This window comes from Paenibacillus sp. H1-7, assembly GCF_022354825.1.
Lineage (GTDB): Bacteria > Bacillota > Bacilli > Paenibacillales > NBRC-103111 > Paenibacillus_S.
The window spans coordinates 807,501-833,354 of record NZ_CP031168.1 but is presented as its reverse complement, the minus strand read 5'-3'; the positions used below and the strand labels follow the sequence as shown (position 1 = coordinate 833,354).

Below are 25,854 nucleotides of genomic sequence, written 5' to 3'. Positions count from 1 at the left end.
CCGTGAATTTACTTACTTTCGATTCTCATGACAAGCTGCATGAATCCGGGGCCAGCATTATTACCGGCCTCGTCCAAACGAATCCCCGCTCGGTGCTCGGACTGGCCACCGGCGGAACGCCGGTAGGCATTTACGAGGAAATCGTCAAAAGCTACCAGCGCGGCATCGTTTCCTTCCGTGACGTCACGTCGTTCAATCTCGACGAATATGTCGGGCTTCCCGAGGACCACGCGGAGAGCTACCGCAATTATATGAACATGCATCTGTTCAATCATATCGATCTGCCCCGCAGCCAAGCGCACATTCCCGACGGCAACGCAGCCGATCCGGCAGCGGAGTGCAAGCGTTATGACAAGCTGCTGGAGCAAGCCAAGCAAATCGACCTGCAGCTGCTCGGCCTCGGCCACAACGGGCATATCGGCTTTAACGAGCCGGATCACGCCCTGATCAGCGGCACGCATGTCGTAGAGCTGCGGGAGCAAACCCGCAAAGCGAACGCCCGCTTTTTCGATTCGATGGATCAGGTGCCTACGCATGCATTGACTATGGGTGTAGGGACGATTTTGAAGGCGAAAATGATTCTGCTCGTCGTTAAGGGAGCCGACAAAGCCGAAATCGTTCACCGCGCCCTGACCGGGCCGATCACGACGGACTGCCCGGCATCGCTCCTGCAGACGCATCCGCACCTGGTCGTACTACTGGATTCCGAAGCAGGGAGGCTGTTCAAATGAATGAAGTAAAAACAACATATATCTATAACGCAACCATTGTCACACCCGATACAACCGTGAAAAACGGATGGATTCTCCTTACTGACGGGCGAATTTCCGCTATAGGCAAAGAAACCGGAAGCGTAGAGCATGCGCGCACGCTCGCACAGCATTGTGAAGTGATTGACGGCCAAGGCGGATACGTGCTGCCGGGCTTCATCGATGTCCATGTCCATGGCGGCTACGGCCATGATTTTATGGATGCGGATGCAAAGGGCCTTGACGAGATTACCCGTTTTCACGGACAAAACGGTACGACCGTGATGCTGGCAACGACAGTAACGGCTCCGAAAGCGGACTTGGATCAGGTGCTTGAGCGCGTACATGCGTATCGGGAGGCCGGAATGCCTTACGCGCAGCTGCACGGCGTCCACCTGGAAGGGCCGTACATAAGCGCCAAATGGCCGGGAGCACAAAACCCGCAGCACATTGTAGCGCCTCAGCCTGCCTGGCTGGAGGATTGGACGCAGCGCTTCCCGGGTCTCATCAGCATGCAGACGCTCGCGCCGGAAACCGAAGGCGCTCTTGCCTACATCGAAGCTTTGACCGGCAAAGGGATCATTGCGGCGCTCGGTCACACCGACGCTACGTACGATCAAGTGCAGCTCGCGGTGGAGCATGGCTTAAGCCACGCGGTGCATACGTTCAACGCGATGACGCGCCTGCATCATCGCGATCCGGGCACGGTCGGCGCCGTGCTGACCAATCCCGGCATCATGGCGGAAGTGATCGCCGACGGCCATCACGTGCATCCCGCATGCATTCGCCTGCTCGCGCAGACGAAGGGCCCCGACAACCTGCTGCTCATCACCGACGCCATGTCCGCCGCCGGACTCGGCAACGGCGAATACAAGCTTGGCGGGCTTGACGTTGTCGTCAACGGCGGCGTCGCGCGCCTCAAGGAAGGCGACAGCCTCGCGGGCAGCACGCTCACGATGATCGAAGCGTTCCGCTATGCGGTACGCGAAGTCGGCATCAGCGTCGAGCACGCCAGCCGGATGGCCAGCGGCACACCTGCCCGCAGGCTCGGCATTGACCGGCTGACCGGCTCCCTCGCGCCGGGCAAGCAAGCCGACGTGCTGCTGCTCAATCAGCAGCTGGAGCTCGAACGCGTCTGGTCGCAAGGACGCGTACTGTTGTAAGGCTTGCCGCTCTAGGTGCGGCAAGGCAGCGTCGCGCTCTTCGCTTGCGCGAAGAGCGGGTGCACGAATACCCCGGCCAGCTCCCATATGTGGAGCTGGCCGGGGTATTTGGGTTTGGCTCGCGGGCGGCGCAAGCATCGCGAGCGGGGCGGGAACGTGGCGTAGGCCTCAAGCCGGGAATGCTGCTGGAGCTTTCCCGGTGCTTTCGCCGCCACGGCCGCGGTTGTATTTGTAATGCGGGTTTTACCCCCGCATTTCTACCATCACAGCTGAACCGCTTTACGCTAGCTCAGCCGGTTTACGCTTCCCTAACGCGGTTTTTCCGCGTTACAGCTCCCTCAATCCCTTCATCCGCTGCTGTAAGTCGGTTTTTCCGCGCTACAGATCCGCTCTTCTGCCTTCACAGCCGATTCACCCTTCTCTAACGCGGTTTTTCCGCGTTACAGCTCATCAAATCCCTTCATCGGCTGCTGTAAGACGGTTTTTCCGCGCTACAGAACCGCTCTTCTGCCTTCACAGCCGATTCACCCTTCCTAACGCGGTTTTTCCGAGTTACAGCTCCCTCAATCCCTTCATCGGCTGCTGTAAGTCGGTTTTTCCGCGCTACAAAAGACGTCCTCCAGCAACTTCAGCCGATTTACTCTCTCCTCACTCGGTTTTCCCTAATGCAACATCACGTGCAACTCACCCAGCCTTATGTTACAATCAGGAATCACATCATTAATTGTTAGGAGTGAAAATTATGGATATTACAGCAAACGATGTTGCTGAATGGATGCTGAAGGAAGTCAGGTTTGCAGGGATCCTGTATCAGCAGGACGCGGTTAATTATATTTTGGCTAACTTTGGCGAAGAGTTTATCTATGTGAATGAAAACGGGAATCAGTCGATCGCCAAAGAGGTCAAAAAGATATTTAAAAAACTGCATCACGGAAAAGCGGCATGGGATCGGGACGGTTTCTTTTGGGGATGGACGGGACCCTAAGTTACTCTATACCAACAACCAATCTCCCAACAGCCATGAGTACGTTTTAGGCTACTCAGATCGCAACGCCAGACTGCATCTCCACCATGCACACCTATTTCTTCTCAAATGAAGCTTCCCGGTGCCGGTGCCGTTCCCTCCATACCTGTGCAAACACCAGTGTTACCCTCTTCCTTCAGTCCACTGCGTACCACTCCGTTCACCCTGTGCAGATCGCAGCCAGTTTGCTCCTGAACCACGGCTGCACTCATCCTCGCATACCCTCTCTGCCAATGTAGGGTTTGACCTATCGCCACGTGGCTCCGAAACTCGCTTGGGATTTGGGCGCATTGGAATCAACCGCTACCTCGGCATGGCATAAGCCTGTTTCCCTATTTCCCTCAAGCCTACTCCGTATCAATGTACTCCCTGCGCAGACCGTGAGTGAAAATTACCTCCGAACTCCAGCCGCACTCAACCTCACATCCTCTCCCCTCCCCGATAATCAACACCTTACACCATACCCCCATTTCTAACCAAATCATCCATAGTGCGCTATGCATCACGCTTCAACCCTTGCTCACTTCCGGCATGATCCATTGCCGCCAGGCCGTGCACCTCGCCTCTTCCACACTTCCACACGATCCATCGCTTGATACCACGCCTCGACTCTTCCACCCTTCCGGTACGTTCCATCGCATAGCAGCTCGCATGTCTCTCCCGCCTTCCGGCAAGATCCATCGCTTGCCAGCTCGCCTCGACTCTTCCACCCTTCCGGCACGATCCATCGCTTGTCACCACGCCTCGACTCTTCCGCCCTTCCGGCACGATCCATCACTCCGCACCACGCCTCGCCTCTTCCTCACTTCCGGCACGATCCATCACTCGACACCACTCTTCGACTCTTCCGCCCTTCCGGTACGTTCCATCGTGTAGCAGCTCGCTATGTCTCTCCCGCCTTCCGGCATGATCCATTGCCGCCAGGCCGCGCACCTCGCCTCTTCCACACTTCCACACGATCCATCGCTTGGCACCACGCCTCGACTCTTCCGCCCTTCCGGTACGTTCCATCGTATAGCACCACGCCATGTCTCTCCCGCCTTCCGGCATGATCCATCCGCCTAGCAGTGCACTCACGAATCCCCCATGCTGAAACACCACACTCAATGCGCCACATACCCTACAGCACACAAGCGGATCACGCGTTACTACACGCTCTCCTGCTTCTGCTCCAATCGTGCCACCGCGTCGCCGAAATGATATCGGCACGCCTGCAGCGCCTCCATCGCCTGCTCCTTCGCCACGCCGAAGCGAAGCATCAATATCGCGACACGGGCGTCTCCGTCCGCCTGCTGCACATAGTGCGCAGCGGTTACCTGCGCTGCTCCGGTCGCCTCGCTAACGATGCGTACGACGCGATCGCGCAGCTTTTCGTTCGTCGCCTGTACGTTAACCATCAGGTTGCCGTACACCTTGCCGAGCTTGATCATCGCGGTCGTCGTGATCATGTTCAGCACCATTTTCGTTGCCGTCCCCGCCTTCAACCGGGTCGAGCCCGTCACGACTTCGGGACCTACCGGCACCTCGATCCCGTATTCCGCCGCCTCGCTTAGCGCTGCGGAGTCGTTGCAGGAAATACTCGCCGTCAAGGCGCCAAGCTCCCTCGCCCGGCGAATGGCGCCGATCACATACGGCGTGCTGCCGCTTGCGGCGATCCCTACTACTGCATCGCCCGCCGTAATGTGTGCGGTGATCTCCCTCGCTCCTGCTTCCTCGTCATCTTCGGCGTTTTCAATCGCCGTTGTGATCGCCGCTTCGCCACCTGCGATGAGGCCCGTCACAAGCGTACGGTCCACGCCGAACGTCGGCGGACACTCGGAAGCGTCGAGTACGCCGAGCCTCCCGCTCGTCCCGGCTCCGACGTAGAAGAGCCGGCCTCCGTGCTGCATAACCTGCACAATCGCTTCAATCGCTTCGGCGATACGAGGCAAAGCCCGTTCCACCGCCAAAGCGACGGTTTGATCCTCTTCATTCATTATTTTTATAATGTCAAGGACGCCGGCTCGGTCCAACTGCTCCGATTTAGCGTTTCTTTGCTCGGTTACAGGTTGACTAGTGTAGTGTTTATTCAATATGCTTCCCTCCCTGTCTCCACTCTTCCACTCGCTGCCGGATGCCCTCATCGATCCGAACACCCGTTTGCTTTAACGCCAACAAATAACAGCCGGTCACGGGCGGAACCGTCAATCGGTTCACATGAAATCCGTTGGACCGGATCAGCTCATGACCGGCCAACCGGTTCATGAACCAATTGTCCTGGAACAACCCTCCGCTCAGGACGAGCGGCATTTCCGCCGCCTGCAATCCAGGCTGCCTTTCCACCAATCCGGCCGCTGCCGATGCCGCCAAGACAGCAAGCTCCTCTACAGCTGAAGTAACAATCGCATCGGCAACCTCATCGCCTTCCTGCGCCGCCAGCACCGTCAGCTTGGACACCTCGGCAATCGCCGTCCGTACATTCGGCTGGCCGTACACATGCGTTATAATCCGGTTCGGATCAGGCAGCGACCAATGCTCCAGCACCCGCTCCGTCAGCACGGTTCTCTTGCCGCGCCCGTCATGCTGCTTCATAACCGCATTCAGCGTTTGCCGCCCGATATCGTAGCCGCTGCCCTCATCCCCGAGCAAATACCCCCAGCCCCCGACTCTTACATAAATGTCGGATTCCGGAATATAGCCGCATGCAATCGATCCCGTTCCAGAGATGAGCACGATGCCCTTCTCTCCCCATGTACCTGCAGTCAGTACAGTAACCGCATCGTTATGGATCGTTACCGTCACACGCTCCGGCAGCAGCTCGCGCATATAGGCGTACAACCGCTCCTTGGCTTCCGAACGATCCGCTCCCGCCATCCCGAGGAAAATCCCCTCCAGCTGGGACAGCTCGCTTCGCGACTGCTCCAGCGACTGGGCAATAAGATCGGACAGCACGCGCTTGACCTCGTCCCACGGACGCGATGTAATGCTGCTGGACGGTCCGTAGCAAACGGCGCCTATTGTACCGCACTCATCTCCGATCATGCAGGCGGTTTTCGTTCCCCCGCCGTCAATGCCGATGAACCTGCGCCCTCCAGCTCCTGGACTGGGACCTAGACTTTCAGGCTCGCTTCCAAAAGCCATATTACGCCTCGTCCCATACTCGCCTCCGCTATCATCCATCCGATACGAGTCCTTTTCCACTATGCCGCTCCTCCTCCCTACCAGCATCTTGCTCTATTTGACCGCTCCGGCCGTCATGCCGTCCATAAATTGCTTGGAAGCTGCGGCGAACAACACGATCATCGGCAGCGACGATAACGTCAAGCCTGCGAACAGCACGCTCCAATCGGTCGAGTATTCGCTGAACAGCGTCAGCATCCCTACCGGAATCGTCTTTCGTGCCTCCTCCTGGACGAAGATGAGCGGAAAGAAAAAATCGTTCCATACCGTAATAAAATTCATGATCATCACCGTACCGAGCGCCGGTCTCATAAGAGGAGCGATGATGCGAAGCAAAATGCCCAGGTTCGAGCAGCCGTCGATTTTTCCCGCCTCTTCCAGCTCCTTCGGCAGCGTCTTGAAAAACCCGGTCAATATAAGCACCGACAGCGGAAGCCCAATCGCAGTATACACGAGCACCAACGACATCTGCGTATTCAGCAGCTGCATGCTTTTCATCAGCATGAACAGCGGGACGATCCCCAGCTTGATCGGAATCATCATCCCCAGCAAAAAGAAGAAGAACAGTGCCGGGTTCCACTTGAAAGGAAAACGCGCGATATAAAAGGAAGCCAGAGCGCCGAAAGCGATAATCAAGGCAACCGATACGACGCTAACGATAACGCTGTTCCAGAAATAGCCGAAATACGGCAGCTGTTCGAGCAGCTTGCGGTAAGCAGCCAAGCTCCAGGCTTGCGGCAAAGCCATCGGATTTTTGAAAATCTCGATGTTCGTTTTGAACGAGGACAACAGCATCAAGCCGATCGGGTAGAGGCTTACAAGCGCGAACAACCATGCAATAACGTACTGGACAATGCGGATTCCTTTTTGTTGTTTCACCTTATTCGCCTCCTACTCCAGATCCCTTTTTTTCATCCAGGCCATGAATCCCGCCGACAGCACCGCAATAATGAAGAACAAGGTAACCGCAAGCGCAGATCCCAGCCCGATAGCCACACCGTCCCCGCTCGAACCGCCGAAGGCCGTACGGTAAAAGAAGACTGCAAGCGTATCTGTCGAAAAGTAAGGCTCCCCTTGCGAGCCCTGCATCGCGTAGATCAGCTCGAACGCCTCAAACGCGTGAACGAACGTGAACACCGTAATAATGATAATGGATTGCATCATCATCGGCAGAGTCACAGAGCGGATAAGACGAAGCCCTCTGGCGCCGTCCAGCTTCGCCGCTTCCAGCACCTCCTGCGAGATCGATTGAAGCCCCGCCAAAAAGATCAGCACCGAAAATCCGATACCGAACCAGCAGTTAGCCAAAATGATCGCTGTCAGCGCTGTAGCCGGATCTCCCAGCCATGGCTTGGCCCAAGCCTCCAGCCCGATCTGCTTCAACACGACATTCACCGCGCCAAAGTTCGGATTCAGCAGCAGCTTCCACAAGAAGCCTACTACGATAACCGACAGCAGCCTCGGCAAAAAGTACGCCATCTTGAACAGCTCGGCACCCTTTACTTTGGAAAAGATGATGTACGCTAATACGAAAGCGATTCCGTTCTGTACGACCATTTCAAGAAGAAAATAATAGGCGTTATGCCCGAACGCATTCCAGAACCGCTCGTTGAATGGCTCAACCGTGAACAGAGTAACGAAGTTCCCCAGCCCGATGAATCCGCCCTTTTGCAGCCCCTGCCATTCGAACAAGCTGTAGCTGAAAGCGGCCACAATCGGATAAACGATGAACAGGGTATAGACGACGAGGGCCGGGAGGGGGAACAGATGGACAAGCCCTTTTCTCCAGTTGAATGGTTTGTGCTTTGAGCTGGCTGTTTGCAATTGGACGTTCGTCCCCTTCATATGCGCCTCGCCGCCTTTTCCAATAAATTATTTCCCGGCCGGTTTAAACCAGGAGTCTACGCTTTTTTGCAGCTCTTCCGTCACCTGCTGCGGCGTCTGTTTGTTCAAGTACATCCCCTGCAGCAGACCTTCAAATGCGGATTTCGATGTCGGATTACCCGAGTTGAAATGGACGACGAATAAATAAGGAGTAGAAATGCTGTTGGCGAACTTGGATATTTTCGTTACTGTAGGGTCCGTCGCTTCCACGCCCGGGATCGTGCTCGGCTTCATCAGCTCGTTTGCCACAAGAGCACCGAATTCCTTGGTCGTCATGAACTCGATGAATTTCAATGCTTCCGCTTTATTTTTCGACGCCTTGTTCACCGAGAACGAGCCGTCCACCCATGTCGTTACCGACGTTTTGCCGCCAGCAGGAGCAGGAACCGGGAAGACATCCATCTCCAGCGCCGGGTTCATCTTCTTCATCACGGCAAATTCCCAGTCGCCCATCACCATCATCCCGGCTTGCTCCGTAACGAACAGATTACGCATATCGTCCATCGACAGCCCGACGTAATTATCCGGGAAATATTTGGTCAACCCCTGCATCGTTTGTATCGAATCGAGGAACGCTTTATCCTTGAAGTTCGTTTGGCCGGAGGTGACTTTGTTCACGAAGTCGGTTCCGCCGTAAAATACCGGTCCGAGCGCCCCGTGCGTCAGCGATAAGATCCAGCCTTCCTTCGAACCGAATGCAAACGGTGCCACCTTGTTCTGCTTCAGCGTCTCGGCCGCCTTAATAAGATCGTCCCACGTTTTCGGCTCCTCGATATTGAACTTTTTGAACAGCTTCTTGTTATAAAAGATTTGCGTAGAGCTGAACACGGTAGGGACGCCGTATACTTTGCCGTCCTTGCCCGTCGCCGCCGCCAATGTCTCCTTCGACATGACGCTCAAGCCTTTGACCGAATCGAGCGGCTCGAGATATCCCGCATCCGCCAAAGCGATACCCGCCGCATAAGGCCGCAGCTGGATGATGTCCGGACCGCTGCCCGTTTGCAGCGACGTGTTCAATACCGTATTATATTCGGTATTTTTCGTAGGCTTGAACTCGATTTCGACGTTCGGGTTTTTCTTTTGATATTCCTTGATGATTTTCTCATACGCTTCTTTATCTTCCGTCCGCCAGCTGCCCATGGTCAGCTTCACCTTTTGCGCAGGCGGCGTTTGAACCTGTCCCCCATTACCTTCTTTGGCCGGTTGCTGGGCCGGGGGCGTCGTCGACGAGCTGCACCCTGCCAATGATACCGCTACTGCGGCTGCAACAATCAGAGAAACCTGTTTCATTCTTGTTATTCCTCCTTGGATTGTTCTTTGTGTTTTTATTTAACCCCTGAAATCGAGGAATAAATAACATCATGCAAAAGAGGGCGCAGACGCCGGATCGGATTCGCTCTGCCGAAATGAACCGCATTCGTCAGGAAGACGACGACCAGCTTGCTCTGCGGCTCGATCCACAGACTCGTTCCGGTAAAGCCGGTATGGCCGAAGCTGCCTTGCGGCCAACGGTCGCTGCAGCTGGGCGCCGGCTCCTGTCCGTGCCATACTTCCCAGCCGAGCCCGCGTCCCATGAAAGGCTGCGCGCAGCATATCTCGCGCCATTCCCGCCGGACAACCGGGCCGTCCGGCTGCAGCCAGCTCTCCCCGTACCGCGCCAAATCCGCAGCGGTCGTGAACAGCCCGGCGCTTCCCGATACGCCGCCTAGGTGATAGCTTTTCTCGTCGTGGACTTCTCCGGTAATATATGAGCCACGGTACAACTCCGTCGGCGCAATCCGGTACCGCTCCGACTCCGCGGGTACAAATCCGGTATCCGCCATCCCGAGCGGCTGATGGATTTCCCGGCGGACGAACTCAGCAAGCTTCTCACCTGTAATTCGCTCTACTACAGCTCCGAGCAAAATAAAACCCAAGTCGCTGTACAGCACTTGACGACCCGGTTCAAACAGCAGCTCCTGCCGGTACGCTTCCTCCATGACATCTCTGTACACGCTGCGCTCCATGCCCGGCAAATCCGCCGGAAGACCGGAAGCATGCTGCAGTAAATGGGCTATCGTTACGTTGCGATGGCGAAATTCCGGTATAAATCGTTGCACCGGGTCGTTCAGCGCAAGGAAACCGCGAGCCTCAAGCGTTAAGATGGCGGGCAGCGTCGCACTAACCTTCGTCAAGGAGGCGGCGTCAAACCGCGTATCGATTGTAAACGGTTTCTTTTCAGAGGATACGTCCGCCTCCCCGAACGCTTGCTGCCACCGATAACGGCTTCCGAGCGAAATATGCAGCACGGCGCCGGGAATGGAACGTTCCTCGACCCAACGATCGACGAGCCGGACGACGCTATCCATTGCGCTTCGACCCGCTGACGGCTTTTCTCGTTTTCTCCAGCGCCTGAATGCTCTCTTCGTATGTTCGGCTCGCTATGCCGACGTACAAAATATCGATCACGTTCAGCTGCGCTATTCGTGACGCCATAGCCCCGCTTCGGATGCTTTGCTCCAGAGAGCTCGTGAACAATCGGATGTCTGCCGTCTCCGCTACAGGATTGTTGCCGAACTTGGTAAGCGAGATGACAGTGGCTCCAGTCGCCTTCGCTATTTCCAGACTTTGAATAATATTCTCCGTCTGCCCGGAGTACGAAATGCCGAACGCTACGTCCTCCTCCGTCATATTGGCTGCAAGCGTCGCCTGCGAATCAAAGTCCGTAGCAGCCTCGCACCACCGGTTAATCCGCGACAGCTTCTGCTTGAAATCCTGCGCTATGACGGCTGAAGCGCCGACACCGAAGAAATAGACCCGCCGTGCTTCACTCAAGCAATCGATAGCCCTCTCTACGTCCTTGGGTGACAAAACGGTCAGCGTATCCTGAATCGACAGCATATTGTTATGGGAGATGGATTGGATCAGGTCTTGCACTGTACCGTCGATTTGGATTTCCTGATACGACGTCCTATCCGCAGGGATAGACGCCTTCGCCAAATCCGCTGCAATCCGCAGCTTCAATTCCTGAAACCCTTTCAAATGAAGCGATCGCGCCAGCCTGATAATCGTCGCCTCGCTCACGCCGGCGAGCTCCGCGACCTTTTGCACCGATGCGTTAACTACCGTCTCAGGGTGCTCCAGAATGTATTGTGCGACTTTTTGCTCCATGGGCTTTAATGATTCCATCGCTTCCTTGATTCCGATCAGACCGCCGTTTAACATCGATAGACTCCTTTGAACTGGTTTTTATAAACTACCGGTAACTGTTCTTTACAATTTCATTATAAAATAAAATTTCTCATTGTAAATACATTTTTGAAATTTTATTTCCTATAAATTTTTTATTATGGCAGCGTATGCATGCAAAAAAAGCCCCCCTACGGCGAACCACCGTAAAGGGACTGCTAATGGAGGACCCTGCCTGTACAGACTTACTTGCCTTTCCCTTGCAGAATCGGGGAGTTCGAGAAGAAGGCTTCCATGCCCGCTTTCTCCTCCTCCGTAAACTGTCTTAAAGGCTGGCGGACGGCTGGGGTGCGAATGATTCCTTGCAGGAACAAGATATATTTCTCGTAAGGGATCACGTCATAATTCAGCATATGAGCGATGATTTCGTTGGCATTCGCCTGCAGGCTTTGCACAGCCTCCCACCGGCTGCTCGACGCTTGCGAGAACAGCTCCACGAACAGCCCGGGCATCATATTAAAGGTGCTGCCGATAGCCCCATCCGCTCCCATCAAGCTTCCTCCGGCGTACACCTCATCGTGGCCGTTCCAGATCAGGAAGCCGCTTCCGCAGCGGCTGCGGATTTGCTGCATTTCGAACAAATTAAGCGAAGTGAATTTCACGCCGAGACAGCGGGGATGGCGGGCCATCTGCTCGTAAAATTCGAGAGACAGCTGAACGCCTGTCGCCCCCGGAAAATGATACACGATCATCGGAAGCTGCGAAGCCTCCATGATGGATTCATAGTGCGCGCGAATTTCTTGCGGTCCGACCTTGTAATAAAACGGGACGACCGCCGATATCGCGTCGACGCCGAGCTCCTCGGCATGCCTTGCCAGCCGGATGCTCTCCATCGTGCTTATGCAGCCGACATGGGCGATTACGGTGACTCGGCCTCTGGCGGCACGCACGACGGTCTCCAGTACGGTCATCCGTTCTTCGCTTGTCAAAATAAAGCCTTCTCCGGTGCTGCCCCCCACATAGAAGCCTTTGATACCCTGTTCTATTTGGTGCTCCACCAACCGGTTCAGCGATTCCAAATCCAAGCTGCCGTCTTCCTGCATAGGCGTCAACAGCGCCGTAAATATACCCTTGAATTTTGCAGTATCCATGGTCATGGTCTCTCTCCTCTGTAAAAAGCTGTTTTCGTTCTCAAGCCGCTTACTTCGATTGGTCGTGCGGAACCGTCACAGCTGCCGTTCCACTCGCCCGATTTCCCGCTTCGTCCTCTGCCGTATAGACGATGGTATATACCCGGCCCGCTCCGCCGTCGTTTCGCTCGGCTTTCAGAAGGAAGCTCCGGTCGTCGGTTCCGAACTGCGCTTCCTGCACGAAATCGTTCGCCGCGCCGCCGGAGCGCTCGCTGCTTGTTATGGAGTCGAGCACGACGGATACGTTGCCGGATGACCGATCCTTCGCATCAATGGTCACCTGGATAGGAATCCATTTGTGGTTCGGCGGCCACAGGCTGAGCTTATCCGGTGTGACGCTGAGCATCGGCGCCGTCTTATCCACGGGCAGCGTCAGCGCCTTGGGATCTTCTACGTGTCCCGCCCGGTCCGTACTCCGGTATTCCAGCCGGTTGACGCCTTCCGTATCTACTGCGACAAGAGCGGTATACGGCTTCCAACCGCCTCCGTTGAGCCGGTATTCGGTGCCGGCGGCTCCGGATAAGTCGTCGTAGACGGATAAGTCGTCGTAGACGGATAACGTCACCGTAACGTCGGAAGTATACCAGCCGTTCTTCCCGTTAGGCTGCTGAGGCTCCACCGATGCCTCCGTTACCGGCTTGGCTTGATCGCCGTTCCAGTACAAGCCCTTGATCTCATGCGCATTCATCGCATGCTTATAGATGCGCAGCTCGTCAAGCTCACCCAGCCAATGACGGTTGTTCACCGTCCCTTTATCCAAGCCGACGAGCGGAGGTACGCTGCGGTTCGTAATGTCCATTCCGGCGCTGTCGAACGTAACGGCGGCGCTCGCCAATTCGCCGTTCACGTATACCTTCAGCACGGAGCCGTCCCTCACTCCGGCGATATGCGCCCATTGTCCGGCTTTGATTAATCCGGAAGGGGTCACGGCACTCACTTCGGCTTTCAAGGGCAATCCGGTCATATTCATCCGGACCGCGCCGTTTTTTTCCACGGCTAGCCACCATTGCGGCAGACCTTTGCCGGCTTGCCCGTACCAATAGATGATGTGCCGCTGCTGCACGAGCGCTTCGGGCTTCACCCATACGGAGTACGTAAAGTCACCCGTACCGGTATGCAAATCTTCAACGTTCGTTATCTCCGTATGAGCGCCGCTCCCGTTTAAGTAGAGCGATCCGCTTAACGCTCCCGCTCCCTGCCGCAGGACAGCCCCGTTTTTCAGCAGCCCGGCGTGTCCCTTGCCGGTCAGGTCGGTAACGGTGGCGCCAGAGTTCGTCTGATCGAAATTCCAGTGCAGCATGAGCTCCGGCCTCTGCCTCGTTCGATCGATCCGTATCGTATAATCCCTCACTCGCTGCCCGAGCTTCGCTTGGATAGTTATCGTATCCAGCCCGGCAATACGGACGGCATTAGGAGCTCCAGCCACCGCCTGCACGCCGTTGATCGCGATCGTAATGTTTCCGTTCGAGGAGACGGGTGTTACCGTCACCTGCTCCATGTCGGGGAACACCTGAAGCCGATATTCCTCGATATCCCCGCGGAACACGGGGCTTAATGCTCCTTCGGGTATGACTACGTTGTCCAGATCGGGCTCGACGACAGACAGCCAGGCAAGATTCACCGTCGCGAACATGATCTTCTCGTAGGCGTTGTTCTCTCCGCCTTCGAACAGCAAGCCGACGTGCCCGTTAGGCAGCACCGTCAGGGACGAATAGGCGGAAGGCCCTTTGAATACGGTCTTCGCCATCGTCCACGTTGCGCCGTCGTCCTCGCTCAGGCGCAGCGTCATCTTCTCCCGGCGGTTCTCGTCCGCCGGGTTCGCGAACAGCAGCATCCGGTTGCCTTGCCCGTTGTCGGCCGGCATATACCGGATGATGCTCGCTTCGCAGATCGGATCGATCAGCTCTGCGGCGTAACGGATCGGCGACCAGGTAGCCCCTTGGTCGCTGCTTGTCGAGATCGCCCGCCTCCTCACTTCCTGATGCGTGGAGAGCCGGTCGTTGTGCATCAGCGTGCCGTCCGTCAGCTCGACGACCGTAGCTTCGTTCGTTCCGGCAGGCATTCTGCCGCTCTCCTGCCACGTCAGGCCGTGGTCGTCGCTTTGCAGGTTGCGGCCGATAGCCGGAATGACGAGCCGCCCCTTGTGCGGACCATGCCGAAGCTGGATGCCGATGCCGGGACCTGTCGCATCCCACCGGGTATTCGGCTGCTGCACCTCGTTGAACCGGTTGACCGGCGCCGACCAGGTCGCACCTTCGTCGTCACTGTATGAGCTCCAGATCGTGCGGACTCCTCTGCTCGTGCCGTTATTGATTTCCTCTATCGTGTCCTCGCCGTAATTATGGGTCATGAACAGCCATATGCGGCCCGTGCTCTCATCCTGCACCGGAGTCGGATTGCCGCAAGTGTTGATCCCATCGTTGCAGACGATCTGCAGCGGCTGCCACGTGCGCCCTTCATCGAAGCTGCGCTTCAGCACCAGATCGATGTCTCCCGTATCGGATGCGCTGTTTTTCCGCCCTTCGGCAAAAGCCAGCAGCGTTCCCGACGAGGTCGTCAAAACCGAAGGTATGCGAAACGTATGATATCCTTCCGTCCCTGCTGCATATAGATCCATATTGCGATAATAAGGGTCCGTATCCGCCGCCTCCTCTCTTTCAGCCGCCTGAACACCGGCGGCAAACAAGGGAATCGCCTGACCTAACGCCAATAAGAAAGCGATGATAAGCAAGAGTCGCTGTCTCCTCATCGTTCCTGCCTCCTTCTTCCGTTTCTTCTGCGGACGACGCGCACCTTCGCCCGAACGTCTATTCGAGCGGATAACGCGCCAAAGTGATGCGCTCGTAGCATCTTTCGTCGCCGCATTCGTAAAAGCACAGGACGTGGCCGTCCTTCGTTACGGCCAAATCGGAATAGGCGGCCGGTCCTTCATGCAGCACCTGCTGTACAGCCCATGTTCTGCCTCCGTCCCGGCTGCTTCGCACCGTCAGCTTCTCTCTCGCTGTGCTGGCCGGATTCGAGAACAAGATGCCGCCCCGCCCGTCCTCCAGCACGGAGCCTTGGCATACCGGCTCCGTCAATGCCTCGTCCAGCGCGATCTCCGACCAGGTGCGCCCTTCATCCCGGCTCCACGCGGAAGCGCGCCGGTTGCGGCCATGGTAGCTCCGCATATTGATGTACACTGTGCCATCCGGCAGCTCGGCGACGGCGCATTCGTTCGTATTCTCGCCGACGATGCCGCCGAGGTGCCAGCTCTCCCCGTGATCGTCGCTGTAGATCACGTGTGCAGTATACGGGCCCGACCGCCCTGCTTCGGGCTGAAGCACTGCATGGTTGCAGGGGACGAGCAGCCTGCCGCTCTTTAGCTGAATCGCATGGCACGGCCCGGTTGCGTACCAGGTCCACTCCGGACGCTTCACATCCCGCGTGATGTTTCGCGGTTCGCTCCAGGTGACTCCATCATCGTCGCTTTTCATGACGAGCACCTCTCTCGCCGCCCTCCCGGCGAGAATATCTTTCTCATGGCCGTCCTCCGCATTGCGGCAGAGCAGCAGCCAGATCGTCCCTGTCTCCCTGTCCTGAACCGGACAAGGATTGCCGATCGTGTTCGTGCCGTCATCGGCGATAATCCGATACGGCTCCCACGTTTTGCCGTGATCCCGGCTGCGCCGAACGACGACGTCAATATCGCCCGCGTCGCCCGCCCCGTTTTTCCTCGCTTCGCAAAATGCAAGCACCGTGCCCTCCAAAGTAACAAGCAGGGACGGGATCCGATACGTATGATAGCCGTCCTGTCCTGACACAAACAATACGTCCTGCTGCAGCATCTTTATAAATCCTCCTCTTTTACTCCAGTGGTGTTCCAGCCTTCAGCCTTCATCCTTTGATCGAGCCGACCATGACGCCCTTCACGAAATATCTTTGAATGAACGGATACACGAACAAGATCGGAAGCGTACTCACGATAATGATCGCCGATTTCAGTGTCGCCGCCGGAGGCGGATCGTGAACGAACTCCAGCTGCGTCTCGTTTTGCGTTACACCGCTTAACAAAATATTTCTCATCACAACCTGAATCGGAAGCTTGCTCTGTTCGTTAATGTAAATGGAGGCGCCGAACCAGTCATTCCAATGATGGACCGCATAGAACAGCCCGATCGTAGCGATGGCTGGCATCGACAGCGGAATGACGATTTTCCACAAAATGACCGCCGGCGACGCCCCGTCAATAATGGCCGACTCCTCCAGCTCCTCCGGCAGGCTCATGAAAAAATTACGCAAAATGAACAAATTCCACGCACTCACCAAACCGGGAATAATAAGCGCCCACAGCGTATCCTTAATGCCCAAGTTGTCGATGAGCATGTATGTCGGAATCAGCCCGCCATGAAATATCATCGTAAGAAAAATGATCAGCACCAGCCCGTTTCTACCCGGGAGCTGCTTGCGCGATAAGCCATATGCCAGCGTCGCCGTAAACAGCAGATTGAGGAAGGTCCCGACCACCACCTTGAAAATCGTCACTTTATACGCATTAAAAATGAGCGGTCCACGATTTAAGAGCAGGTCATAGGCGGTAAAATCGAGCTTTTCCGGAATGAGGACGAACGCCCCTCTGCGCATCGACTCCTCCGCACTGATGAACGAGGTGGACAGTACCGCTACGAACGGAATCAAGAACATCAGTGACAGCATAACCAGCACCGCCATATTAACACCGTCAAACAACCTCTCGCCTGCCGTCGGCTTTAAGGAACTCATCCAGACTTCCTCCTTTCATTACCAGATACCCGTCTGGTTCATTTTTTTGGCTATATAATTGGCTCCAAGAATGAGAATCATGGCCAATAGGTTCTTGAACAAGCCGACCGCCGTAGCAAACGAATAATCGAGTGAAATTAACCCTTCCCGGTACACGTACGTATCGATAATATCGGCGACCTCGTACACGGCCGGAGAATACAGCAGCAATACCTTCTCGAAGCCTGCATTCAACAGACCGCCGATGGAGAAGATCAGCATGATCACGATAACATGCGTAATTCCCGGCAGCGTAATATGCCACATTTGCCGAAACCGGCTAGCTCCGTCCATTCTGGCCGCCTCGTACAAGCCCGGATCGATCCCGGACATAGCCGCCAAATACAAAATGCTCCCCCAACCGATCGTCTGCCATACATGAGATGCTACCAGAATCGTCCGGAAATAATCGGGATCTCCGAGAAAATGGACCGGTTCCCCTCCGAAAGCAACGACAATCGCGTTGACCAGTCCTTTATCGGTGGAAAGAATCATCATGACAAGCCCCGCTGCCACAACCGTAGAGATGAAATGCGGCAAATACGAAATCGTCTGAACGACTCGTTTGAACACAGCATGCCTCAGCTCGTTGAGCATTAGGGCCAAAATAATGGAGGCGGGAAAGCCGAAAAACAGCTTGTAGCTGCTGATTAACAGCGTATTTCTCATCACGTTCCAGAAATAATACGAATTCCAGAAGCGGATAAAATGCTTGAACCCGACCCATTGTCCGGTCAAAATCGCCTCGACGCCTTCAAAGGGCGAAATGTCTTTAAAAGCGATGATGACGCCGAACATCGGAATGTAGTCGAAAATCAGGAAATACAGCATGCCCGGGATGATTAAATAGTAGTAAAACCGGTGTATTTTGATCGCGGACCATAGCTTTTTCCTGGAAACGGACTGCCTGGCGGAGGCGGAGGCTTGACTAAGCGGCAGCTCTGCGTTTGTATTTGTATTCACACCTGCTTCCTCCTTTCAACAAAAATGATGCGTTCACGGTACGGCAAGCCGCAAGGGGCAGGATCTGCAGCGAACGGTCCCGTCCTTATTCCCGAACGAGCTCGTCGCACATTGCATGATATAAGCGTACTCCCGCCCTACAGCAGCTTCCATTTGATCAAATCCTCACTTCTTCTTTTCGTTATATTGTCTCGTGTACTCTTCAATCCATTTGTCCAAACCGGCTTTGTATAACTGATCGATGTATTTGTCAAAATCGCTCAATGGTCTTGCGCCCGTAACGAATTTCACCAGTTCTTCACTGCGCAGACGGTCCAAATCGCCTAATGTAGGGATTTTCTCCTGAAGCATTTTTTTATCGTACATGATGGTTGCGTCTACCGGCATTTTCGCCACGCTCACATTCAGTGCTTCCTTGTTCAAATAATCCGCATGCATTTTTTTGACCGGATCGTTGAAGCCGTATTTATTTTCCGTAGCAATGCCGAGCGACACCATGTACTCGCCTGCATACGACAAATCCTTGTTTAACAGCTCAATATCGAACTTGTTGTTCCCTGTATATTTCCAGTTCGTTCCGAAGGCGGCGTTCAGCGTGTTCGTCGGCATATCCTGATATTGATAATTGATGAACTTCATTACCGCATCCGGATGCTTCGCTTTCTTCGTAATGACCATCGAGCTGGTGTTCGCTGCGGTTGCTGTGATCAGCTTGCCTTTGGGGCCTTGAATATCCCGCACGATCTCATAATTCGCTTCCGGCGGAAGGCTCGGCTTGATTTGCGGGAATAGCAGCGTGATTCTCGAATACCACATGGTCGAAGTGCCCACCCGGTTCGTTTTCAGAAGCTCCAGCGGATCGAACTTGGCGAACGCTTCTTTATAGATGTAGCCTTTCTGGTACCAGTCGGCCATTTTGGCGACAAAATCCTTGAATCCGGGAGCAAGCTCCACCGGCTTCAGCTTCTTATCTGCAGGGTCCACCCAATTGCTGTTCCCGTGCTCTACAAAGCCTCCCATCAGAGCATTCTTGATGCCATTCAGATCGGTCATCATTGGAATCGTATCGGCTTTACCGTTGCCGTCGGGGTCCTGCTCTTTAAAAGCTTTGAGCACCGCCTCCAGCTCATCAATCGTTTGCGGAGTTTTCAAATTCAGCTTCTTAACCCAGTCTGAGCGAACCCAAGTCGGGTAATGAACCGATGGTACCCCACGGGGTATTCCCCATATTTTCCCGTCCTTATCTTTCATGTACTCCCATGCTTCCTGTGGCCATGCCTTCTTAATGTCCTGCCCGTACTTATCGAGCAAATCATTCAAAGGAATAATCGCTCCCTTGGACGCGTATTCGTCCCAATTGCCTTGGAACGTGTCGATTTCATCCTTGGAGCCGAGCAGAAGGTTCAGCTTCTCCCCTTCGGATCCTTTTGGCGGCACAATCGCTATCGGTTCAATGCCCAGCTTATCCACGTACATTTTCTTCATCTCTTCGAGCTTCTCCGGCACGCTTCCCTCCGGCTTTTGGTTCAATGCGCCCGTGTTCTGATAAATATAAATTTTGGGCAACGCCTTCGCTTCACCGTTCCCGTTGGACGCCTCTTTCCCTTGATTTGCCGTACCGCTCGTACCGGAGCCGGAGCATGCCGCTAATGCGGATGCAGATAAAGCAACAATGACGGATAGACTGATCGTTTTTTTGCTTACCATCCCTTTTCCTCCCTTTTGGCTTCAGATCCCGACGTGCAGGACCTTGACTCTGAGCTAACGGTAGCATGCAATGTAAGCGTTTTTAAATAATAAATATCGTACATCCGTACTACGATTTTTACATATCAAAATGTTATTATGCATTTGCCAACAATAAACCCCCGCCACCGCTGCATCAGGCAGTGACAGGGGCCAGCTCAAGAACCGACTATTTTTTTATATTCGCCCGGCGTCAAGCCCATCATCTCTTTAAACACCTTAATAAAATAATACGAGTTACCGTAACCGACCCGCTTGCCGATTTCATTGATTTTCATATCGCTCTCCGCCAGCAGCACCTTGCTCCTCTCTATGCGGACACGCTTCAAATAATCGACGAACGGATGACCGGTGCTCTGCTTAAACAACCGGCTTATATAGGCAGGGTTCAAGTTCAATTGCTCCGCCACCGAGTTTAGGGAGATGTCCTGGCTGTAATCCCGCTCAAGAATATCGATCACCTTGGCAATGTGCTGGTTCCCTCTGGCACTCGTTTCCCGCTCAATATAAGCAACCGTAAGGCCGATAAGCCTGTGAAACCACCGCCCGATGCTATCCAGTGAGTCCTGATCCAGCAGCTCACGGTACGGATCCGCTTCATTGCCTAGCACAGCGCGTACGTCAGCCCCCAACTGGTGATATGTATTCATAATTCCGGTCAGCAGCTGCATGAAGATCGGTTGGATATGGTTATAGTGCAGCGTGTTTTTACAGGCTTGGATCTCCATGACGATCTCGTTGAGCACCTGAATCGCTTCCGCTTCTCTGGCCGTCTTAATATGGCTGAGCAGCAGCTCCTCCTTCAACTTCGGAAACGTAAATTCGCTTTCGCTGTCGATCATTCTATCGTCGATGGAGATGACATCCCCTTGCCCATACAAAATACGGTATTTGAGGGCTTCCAGCGCTTCCTCATACCCTTGGGGTAAGTCCAGAATCGTCGGGCAGAGTCTTCCGATTCCCAGCGTCAGCTCGCTCTGCAGCTCGAGGTTCACTTCATCCAGCAGCTTTTGCGCAAGCTGAAACACCTGCTGCCGGTCGCTTCCCGGACAATGGACCACAATCGCAATTTTATCTTTCTCCGAATCCACGACAAAATAGCCGTCCCGCATCACGGAACACCGATCAATCGCCTCGATGACCCGCATTTTGTAAAGATCGCTTGTGATCATATCGCTCCCCGTTATACGGCCGCGCCCGTCCTCCAAAGAGAGCAGCAATACCGCCAAATCATGCGATGCGATAGTGAGACCCAAGTAGTGCTTCTTCTCTTCCATTTCCTCCATGGTCAGAGAATGCCGGTGCAGCAGCGTATACTTGAACTTTTCGCGGTAAAACGGCAAGCTTTCCTCCAGCTTCTCTTTATAAAAATCCCTTTCGTGAATCGTAGATTGCACGAAGCTGCCTATACTATGAATTTCATCGGCATGCTCCGCCTTTCGCTCCCATTTGCCGATCGTAAGCGCACTAAGTAAAGAAATGGGCTTATACAAGCTTTTGGAGAAAAAGTATGCCAGCGCAACAGAGAGCAATAACAGCAGTAACGCCGATAACGCTATGGTTTGCTTAATGGAAGCCGTCCCTTTCGAAAGCGCTTGCATATCCGAGATGCTTATAAACGTCCAATTTAAAAGTTTGGATGTGGCGTGGCTGACCAGCATTTGCTTTTGATTCAGCTCCGTTACGAAAGAGCCTGTGCCGCCAAAGATGCGACTGTTATCCGGCAGTATGGTGTCCAGTGACTTGAACATTCGGTGTGGATCGCTGTGGAACAAAACCGTTCCTTCCGGAGATACCACGTACATGTCATCCTGACGGTTCAGCTTGTTCATGATTTCGGTGTATATCAAAGCGGCATCGAGATTGATAATGAGGGCGTTCTGTCCTTTGGTTGATTTGTAGATGATGGATAAAACATGCTTTTCAGAGGAATGATACTGTTTGGCCATTCGGGTTTCCATGGTAACAAGATAATGGGAGTCGGCTAGCGCACTGTACCAGTTACTATCATAAAAAGCTTCCGGAGGGAACTGCCTATTGGCTCCGTCGCTTTCCGAGGTCATGATGAGGTTTTTGTTCTTATCGTAAAAATAGACAGAATCGACATATTCGTTGGACGTCTTGAACGCGTTAATCGTCAGAATCGCATTCTTCTTGGCCTCCAAGTACCCGTATAGGGCGGGCAAATCCTCTTTCAATATTTCTCCCTGTATCGCTTCATAGTAGCTGCCGTTCGGGTACCGCTCGAAGTCCTGAAAAGACTGATTCAGCACCAGCAGGTTGGAATTTTCCTTAATCCGGTTCAATACAATTTCCATCACGTTGATCGTTTGGTTCAAATATTGCAGCTTGTTTTGCCCCGTCTCCTGCTCGAACGTTCGGGTCACTTTGCGGTACGCCACCAGATCGGACAGCAGATTAGGAATTGTGGCAATCAGTACGGTAGTCATGATCAGCTTGATGAAGAAGCTGCGCCTCTTCAACTTATTCAATACAGCAAACCACCGGAACATGTTTTTCTTACCTCCTTGTTCCTTGGATACTTTCTTATACAACAGGCCCTGAGCTTTCTCTAATAATCAATTCCGGCTGCAATAATAAGGTCGGGTTACGCAGAGAGGCGTCATGGTCGACAAGCATCTGAGCAGCTTGAACCCCCATCTCATAGGTCGGTAATTTCACAGAGCTCAACTTCGTCGGCAGGGTCTCGCATATGTTCGTATTGTCGCAGGCTACGATTTTAATATCTTGCCCCACTTTCAGCCCTAGCTCGGTTAATGCATCGTAAGCCCCTTTCGCAATCCCATCGTTAAAGCAAAAAATTCCGTCCGGCCGTTCCTCCTGCCTGAGCAGCTGCTGTGCGCTGGCATATCCCTCCCCGTCCGTATCAAAGGTAGCTTCAAATACAACTTGATCCTGCCGCAGCGGCATGCTGGCTTCTGCGAGGGCGCTTGCATAACCTTGGTATCTTTCCGAAGACGTCGAATAGACCGGCCTTGAAATGAAGGCAATCCTCGTACATCCAGCTGCGATCAAATGCTTAGTTGCCATATAGCCCGCGTAAAAGTTGTTTGAGATTACCCTGGGAGCCTGGATGCCTTCCACCATACGATGGCAAAATACAAACGGGATTCCCGCCTCCGTCAGCTTATAAAAAGGTTCTAAATCGATCGTCCCGCTGATAGCCGGCACTATGATCATTCCTTGTACTCCGCTGTCTATTAACTTGTTTATGTGTTTCGTTTGCTTCTCATAACTATTATCTGTATTACAGATCAGCACATTGACATCATGATCGTTTGCTACGTCGCTTATGCCCCTGACGATACCCGGGTAAATGTAATGCAGGATGTCGGGGATAAGAAGTCCCCATGTCGTTAGTTCGTTTTTGCGCCGGACCGCACGTCCGCGCATCGCTTCCGAGACATAGGTTCCGCTTCCGTCCTTCGCGTACAGGATTCCTTCCCCGATCAATTCGGATATAGCCCTCTCAATCGTTGTCCGTGCAGCCTGATACACCTTGGACAAGTCCGTTCTGGACGGCAGCCGTTCATGCGGCCTTAAGGATGAAATATGCTGTATCAGCTGCTCCTTGACTTGCAAGTAACGAAGTGAATTGGTATTTATCGCGACCGCCCCCACACTATAATCTGTATTACTGATTCATACCAGACATACTAGTTTCTATGTTTATTATATTTTACCAAGGCATTTATTACCATAGATCGGCATAAAAAAACCACAAAGCAGCGTTTTCGTTTTGACTTCGATGTCAAACAGCTGCCTTGTGGCGAGGACCGAGCTTATTAATGAAAATAAAAAAGCAGCTGATCTTTAAATAAGATCAACTGCTTTTTGCTTGGCGACGTTCTACTCTCCCAGGACCCTTCGGTCCAAGTACCATCGACGCTGGAAGGCTTAACGGTCGTGTTCGGTATGGGTACGCGTGGTTCCCTTCCGCCATCATCACCAAACGGGATTTTTCGAAGCGTTACGGCCTCGAATTCGCTGCGAGAAAATATCAGCCCTTAAAAAGGGCATGCAGCTCAAGGATTTATTCCTTGAAAACTAGATACGAAACGATGCGTGTAATGAGCAAGTGTACTGCATATCTGACCATACCTCGTATGACAGATGATTGGATAAGCCCTCGACCGATTAGTATTCGTCAGCTCCACACGTTACCGTGCTTCCACCCCGAACCTATCTACCTCGTCGTCTTCAAGGGGTCTTACATACTGGGAAATCTCATCTTGAGGGGGGCTTCACGCTTAGATGCTTTCAGCGCTTATCCCGTCCGTACGTAGCTATCCAGCCGTGCTCCTGGCGGAACAACTGGTACACCAGCGGTACGTCCATCCCGGTCCTCTCGTACTAAGGACAGCTCCTCTCAAATTTCCTACGCCCACGACAGATAGGGACCGAACTGTCTCACGACGTTCTGAACCCAGCTCGCGTACCGCTTTAATGGGCGAACAGCCCAACCCTTGGGACCTACTTCAGCCCCAGGATGCGATGAGCCGACATCGAGGTGCCAAACCTCCCCGTCGATGTGGACTCTTGGGGGAGATAAGCCTGTTATCCCCAGGGTAGCTTTTATCCGTTGAGCGATGGCCCTTCCATTCGGTACCACCGGATCACTAAGCCCGACTTTCGTCCCTGCTCGACCTGTTTGTCTCGCAGTCAAGCTCCCTTATGCCTTTGCACTCTTCGAATGATTTCCAACCATTCTGAGGGAACCTTGGGGCGCCTCCGTTACTTTTTAGGAGGCGACCGCCCCAGTCAAACTGCCCACCTGACACTGTTCCCCGACCGGATCACGGCCGCGGGTTAGAACTCCGATACGATCAGGGTGGTATCCCAACGTCGCCTCCACACAAGCTGGCGCTCATGCTTCTTAGGCTCCCACCTATCCTGTACAGATCGTACCAAAGTCCAATATCAAGCTGCAGTAAAGCTCCATGGGGTCTTTCCGTCTTGTCGCGGGTAACCTGCATCTTCACAGGTATTAAAATTTCACCGGATCTCTCGTTGAGACAGCGCCCAAGTCGTTACGCCATTCGTGCGGGTCAGAATTTACCTGACAAGGAATTTCGCTACCTTAGGACCGTTATAGTTACGGCCGCCGTTTACTGGGGCTTCGGTTCATAGCTTCGGGTTACCCCTAACCACTCCCCTTAACCTTCCAGCACCGGGCAGGCGTCAGCCCGTATACTTCGCCTTGCGGCTTCGCACAGACCTGTGTTTTTGCTAAACAGTCGCTTGGGCCTTTTCACTGCGGCCCCCTCGGGCTATTCACCCTACCGAGGCACCCCTTCTCCCGAAGTTACGGGGTCATTTTGCCGAGTTCCTTAACGAGAGTTCTTCCGCGCGCCTTAGCATGCTCTGCTCGCCTACCTGTGTCGGTTTGCGGTACGGGCACCTTCTCCCTGGCTAGAGGCTTTTCTTGGCAGCCTGAACTCATGACCTTCGCTACTATAATTTTCACTCCCCATCACAGACCAGCCTTATCGATGTGCGGATTTGCCTACACATCAGCCTCTCTGCTTGGACGGGCATCCATCAGCCCGCGTCACTATCCTTCTGCGTCACCCCATTGCTCATAACGGTTCACGGTGGTACAGGAATATCAACCTGTTGTCCTTCGACTACGCCTTTCGGCCTCGCCTTAGGTCCCGACTTACCCTGAGCGGACGAGCCTTCCTCAGGAACCCTTAGGCTTTCGGCGGACAAGATTCTCACTTGTCTTTTCGTTACTCATACCGGCATTCTCACTTGTGTACTCTCCAGCGCTCCTTACGGTACACCTTCAACGTATACACAACGCTCCCCTACCACGCATTTCTGCATCCATAGCTTCGGTGGCGTGTTTAGCCCCGTTACATTTTCGGCGCAGAGTCACTCGACCAGTGAGCTATTACGCACTCTTTCAATGGTGGCTGCTTCTAAGCCAACATCCTGGTTGTCTGCGCAACTCCACATCCTTTCCCACTTAACACACACTTGGG

Annotated in this window: 21 protein-coding genes and 2 rRNA genes (1 of these 23 cut by a window edge); 3 read left to right on the top strand and 20 right to left on the bottom strand. The window is 53.9% G+C overall.

Going from position 1 to position 25,854, the window contains the following annotated elements:
* Positions 1–2 precede the first annotated feature (2 nt).
* The 3 genes from nagB (at position 3) to DVH26_RS03935 (ending at position 2,897) form a co-directional block, all read left to right on the top strand.
* Positions 3–731, top strand: coding sequence for a glucosamine-6-phosphate deaminase (gene nagB / locus DVH26_RS03945; protein WP_239631306.1), 729 nt, complete (start codon positions 3–5; stop codon positions 729–731).
* A complete protein-coding gene (nagA, locus tag DVH26_RS03940) occupies positions 728–1,912 on the top strand; it encodes an N-acetylglucosamine-6-phosphate deacetylase (RefSeq protein WP_239631304.1) in 1,185 nt (394 codons plus the stop codon). The genes nagB and nagA overlap by 4 nt, the downstream gene beginning before the upstream one ends.
* A gap of 742 nt (positions 1,913–2,654) precedes the next feature.
* The gene (locus tag DVH26_RS03935; protein ID WP_239631302.1) at positions 2,655–2,897 is read left to right on the top strand and encodes a DUF6953 family protein; all 243 of its coding nucleotides are present in this window, start codon (positions 2,655–2,657) and stop codon (positions 2,895–2,897) included.
* Positions 2,898–3,001: 104 nt separating this feature from the next.
* Here the strand turns inward: DVH26_RS03935 and DVH26_RS03930 are convergent, their stop codons facing one another.
* From DVH26_RS03930 to DVH26_RS03835, 20 genes are all read right to left on the bottom strand, one after another.
* Complete coding sequence (locus DVH26_RS03930) at positions 3,002–3,148, bottom strand: hypothetical protein (RefSeq protein ID WP_239631299.1); 147 nt, start codon at positions 3,146–3,148, stop codon at positions 3,002–3,004.
* A 308-nt stretch (positions 3,149–3,456) separates the two neighbouring features.
* The gene (locus DVH26_RS03925; protein ID WP_239631296.1) at positions 3,457–3,714 is read right to left on the bottom strand and encodes a hypothetical protein; all 258 of its coding nucleotides are present in this window, start codon (positions 3,712–3,714) and stop codon (positions 3,457–3,459) included.
* A complete protein-coding gene (locus tag DVH26_RS03920; RefSeq protein WP_239631294.1) occupies positions 3,711–4,013 on the bottom strand; it encodes a hypothetical protein in 303 nt (100 codons plus the stop codon). Before DVH26_RS03920 ends, DVH26_RS03925 begins: the two co-directional genes overlap by 4 nt.
* Positions 4,014–4,084: 71 nt before the next feature.
* Positions 4,085–5,008, bottom strand: a complete 924-nt coding sequence (gene murQ, locus DVH26_RS03915; RefSeq protein WP_481857572.1) for an N-acetylmuramic acid 6-phosphate etherase — start codon at positions 5,006–5,008, stop codon at positions 4,085–4,087.
* Positions 5,001–6,116, bottom strand: a complete 1,116-nt coding sequence (locus DVH26_RS03910; RefSeq protein ID WP_239631292.1) for an N-acetylglucosamine kinase — start codon at positions 6,114–6,116, stop codon at positions 5,001–5,003. The genes murQ and DVH26_RS03910 overlap by 8 nt, the downstream gene beginning before the upstream one ends.
* Positions 6,117–6,149: 33 nt before the next feature.
* Complete coding sequence (locus DVH26_RS03905) at positions 6,150–6,974, bottom strand: carbohydrate ABC transporter permease (RefSeq protein WP_239631290.1); 825 nt, start codon at positions 6,972–6,974, stop codon at positions 6,150–6,152.
* Between the two features lie 12 nt (positions 6,975–6,986).
* Positions 6,987–7,940, bottom strand: coding sequence for a carbohydrate ABC transporter permease (locus DVH26_RS03900; protein ID WP_239631287.1), 954 nt, complete (start codon positions 7,938–7,940; stop codon positions 6,987–6,989).
* Between the two features lie 27 nt (positions 7,941–7,967).
* Positions 7,968–9,269 carry an ABC transporter substrate-binding protein gene (locus tag DVH26_RS03895; RefSeq protein WP_239631285.1) on the bottom strand — a complete coding sequence of 434 codons (1,302 nt, stop codon included), beginning with the start codon at positions 9,267–9,269 and terminating at the stop codon, positions 7,968–7,970.
* 35 nt (positions 9,270–9,304) lie between these two features.
* Positions 9,305–10,327 (bottom strand): serine hydrolase domain-containing protein, encoded by a 1,023-nt coding sequence (locus tag DVH26_RS03890; protein WP_239631283.1) that lies wholly within the window; start codon positions 10,325–10,327, stop codon positions 9,305–9,307.
* Positions 10,320–11,183 carry a MurR/RpiR family transcriptional regulator gene (locus DVH26_RS03885; protein ID WP_239631281.1) on the bottom strand — a complete coding sequence of 288 codons (864 nt, stop codon included), beginning with the start codon at positions 11,181–11,183 and terminating at the stop codon, positions 10,320–10,322. The genes DVH26_RS03890 and DVH26_RS03885 overlap by 8 nt, the downstream gene beginning before the upstream one ends.
* Positions 11,184–11,392: 209 nt before the next feature.
* A complete protein-coding gene (locus DVH26_RS03880) occupies positions 11,393–12,298 on the bottom strand; it encodes an N-acetylneuraminate lyase (RefSeq protein WP_239631279.1) in 906 nt (301 codons plus the stop codon).
* A gap of 49 nt (positions 12,299–12,347) precedes the next feature.
* Positions 12,348–15,086: an exo-alpha-sialidase gene (locus tag DVH26_RS03875; RefSeq protein ID WP_239631277.1), complete on the bottom strand. Its 2,739-nt coding sequence runs from the start codon at positions 15,084–15,086 to the stop codon at positions 12,348–12,350.
* Between the two features lie 58 nt (positions 15,087–15,144).
* Complete coding sequence (locus DVH26_RS03870; RefSeq protein ID WP_239631275.1) at positions 15,145–16,164, bottom strand: sialidase family protein; 1,020 nt, start codon at positions 16,162–16,164, stop codon at positions 15,145–15,147.
* A gap of 49 nt (positions 16,165–16,213) precedes the next feature.
* Entirely contained in the window at positions 16,214–17,098 is an 885-nt protein-coding gene (locus DVH26_RS03865) for a carbohydrate ABC transporter permease (RefSeq protein WP_239631272.1), read from the bottom strand.
* 18 nt (positions 17,099–17,116) lie between these two features.
* Positions 17,117–18,076, bottom strand: coding sequence for an ABC transporter permease (locus DVH26_RS03860; protein WP_379456819.1), 960 nt, complete (start codon positions 18,074–18,076; stop codon positions 17,117–17,119).
* Positions 18,077–18,265: 189 nt separating this feature from the next.
* Positions 18,266–19,807 carry an extracellular solute-binding protein gene (locus DVH26_RS03855; protein WP_239631267.1) on the bottom strand — a complete coding sequence of 514 codons (1,542 nt, stop codon included), beginning with the start codon at positions 19,805–19,807 and terminating at the stop codon, positions 18,266–18,268.
* A gap of 197 nt (positions 19,808–20,004) precedes the next feature.
* The gene (locus DVH26_RS03850) at positions 20,005–22,359 is read right to left on the bottom strand and encodes a helix-turn-helix domain-containing protein (protein WP_239631265.1); all 2,355 of its coding nucleotides are present in this window, start codon (positions 22,357–22,359) and stop codon (positions 20,005–20,007) included.
* Positions 22,360–22,393: 34 nt separating this feature from the next.
* Positions 22,394–23,488: a GntR family transcriptional regulator gene (locus DVH26_RS03845; RefSeq protein WP_239631262.1), complete on the bottom strand. Its 1,095-nt coding sequence runs from the start codon at positions 23,486–23,488 to the stop codon at positions 22,394–22,396.
* Between the two features lie 215 nt (positions 23,489–23,703).
* Positions 23,704–23,820: ribosomal RNA gene (gene rrf, locus DVH26_RS03840) — 5S ribosomal RNA — on the bottom strand.
* A gap of 164 nt (positions 23,821–23,984) precedes the next feature.
* Positions 23,985–25,854, bottom strand: a 23S ribosomal RNA gene (locus tag DVH26_RS03835); it runs 1,044 nt beyond the window's last position.

Excerpts from the sequence above, each read along its gene's own strand:
- DVH26_RS03865 (WP_239631272.1), bottom strand. The coding sequence starts at position 17,098 with ATGAGTTCCTTAAAGCCGACGGCAGGCGAGAGGTTGTTTGACGGTGTT.
- DVH26_RS03880 (WP_239631279.1), bottom strand. The coding sequence starts at position 12,298 with ATGGATACTGCAAAATTCAAGGGTATATTTACGGCGCTGTTGACGCCT.
- DVH26_RS03935 (WP_239631302.1), top strand. The coding sequence starts at position 2,655 with ATGGATATTACAGCAAACGATGTTGCTGAATGGATGCTGAAGGAAGTC.
- DVH26_RS03895 (WP_239631285.1), bottom strand. The coding sequence starts at position 9,269 with ATGAAACAGGTTTCTCTGATTGTTGCAGCCGCAGTAGCGGTATCATTG.
- DVH26_RS03930 (WP_239631299.1), bottom strand. The coding sequence starts at position 3,148 with ATGAGTGCAGCCGTGGTTCAGGAGCAAACTGGCTGCGATCTGCACAGG.
- DVH26_RS03885 (WP_239631281.1), bottom strand. The coding sequence starts at position 11,183 with ATGTTAAACGGCGGTCTGATCGGAATCAAGGAAGCGATGGAATCATTA.
- nagA (WP_239631304.1), top strand. The coding sequence starts at position 728 with ATGAATGAAGTAAAAACAACATATATCTATAACGCAACCATTGTCACA.
- DVH26_RS03875 (WP_239631277.1), bottom strand. The coding sequence starts at position 15,086 with ATGAGGAGACAGCGACTCTTGCTTATCATCGCTTTCTTATTGGCGTTA.
- DVH26_RS03870 (WP_239631275.1), bottom strand. The coding sequence starts at position 16,164 with ATGCTGCAGCAGGACGTATTGTTTGTGTCAGGACAGGACGGCTATCAT.
- DVH26_RS03890 (WP_239631283.1), bottom strand. The coding sequence starts at position 10,327 with ATGGATAGCGTCGTCCGGCTCGTCGATCGTTGGGTCGAGGAACGTTCC.
- DVH26_RS03855 (WP_239631267.1), bottom strand. The coding sequence starts at position 19,807 with ATGGTAAGCAAAAAAACGATCAGTCTATCCGTCATTGTTGCTTTATCT.
- DVH26_RS03900 (WP_239631287.1), bottom strand. The coding sequence starts at position 7,940 with ATGAAGGGGACGAACGTCCAATTGCAAACAGCCAGCTCAAAGCACAAA.
- DVH26_RS03850 (WP_239631265.1), bottom strand. The coding sequence starts at position 22,359 with ATGTTCCGGTGGTTTGCTGTATTGAATAAGTTGAAGAGGCGCAGCTTC.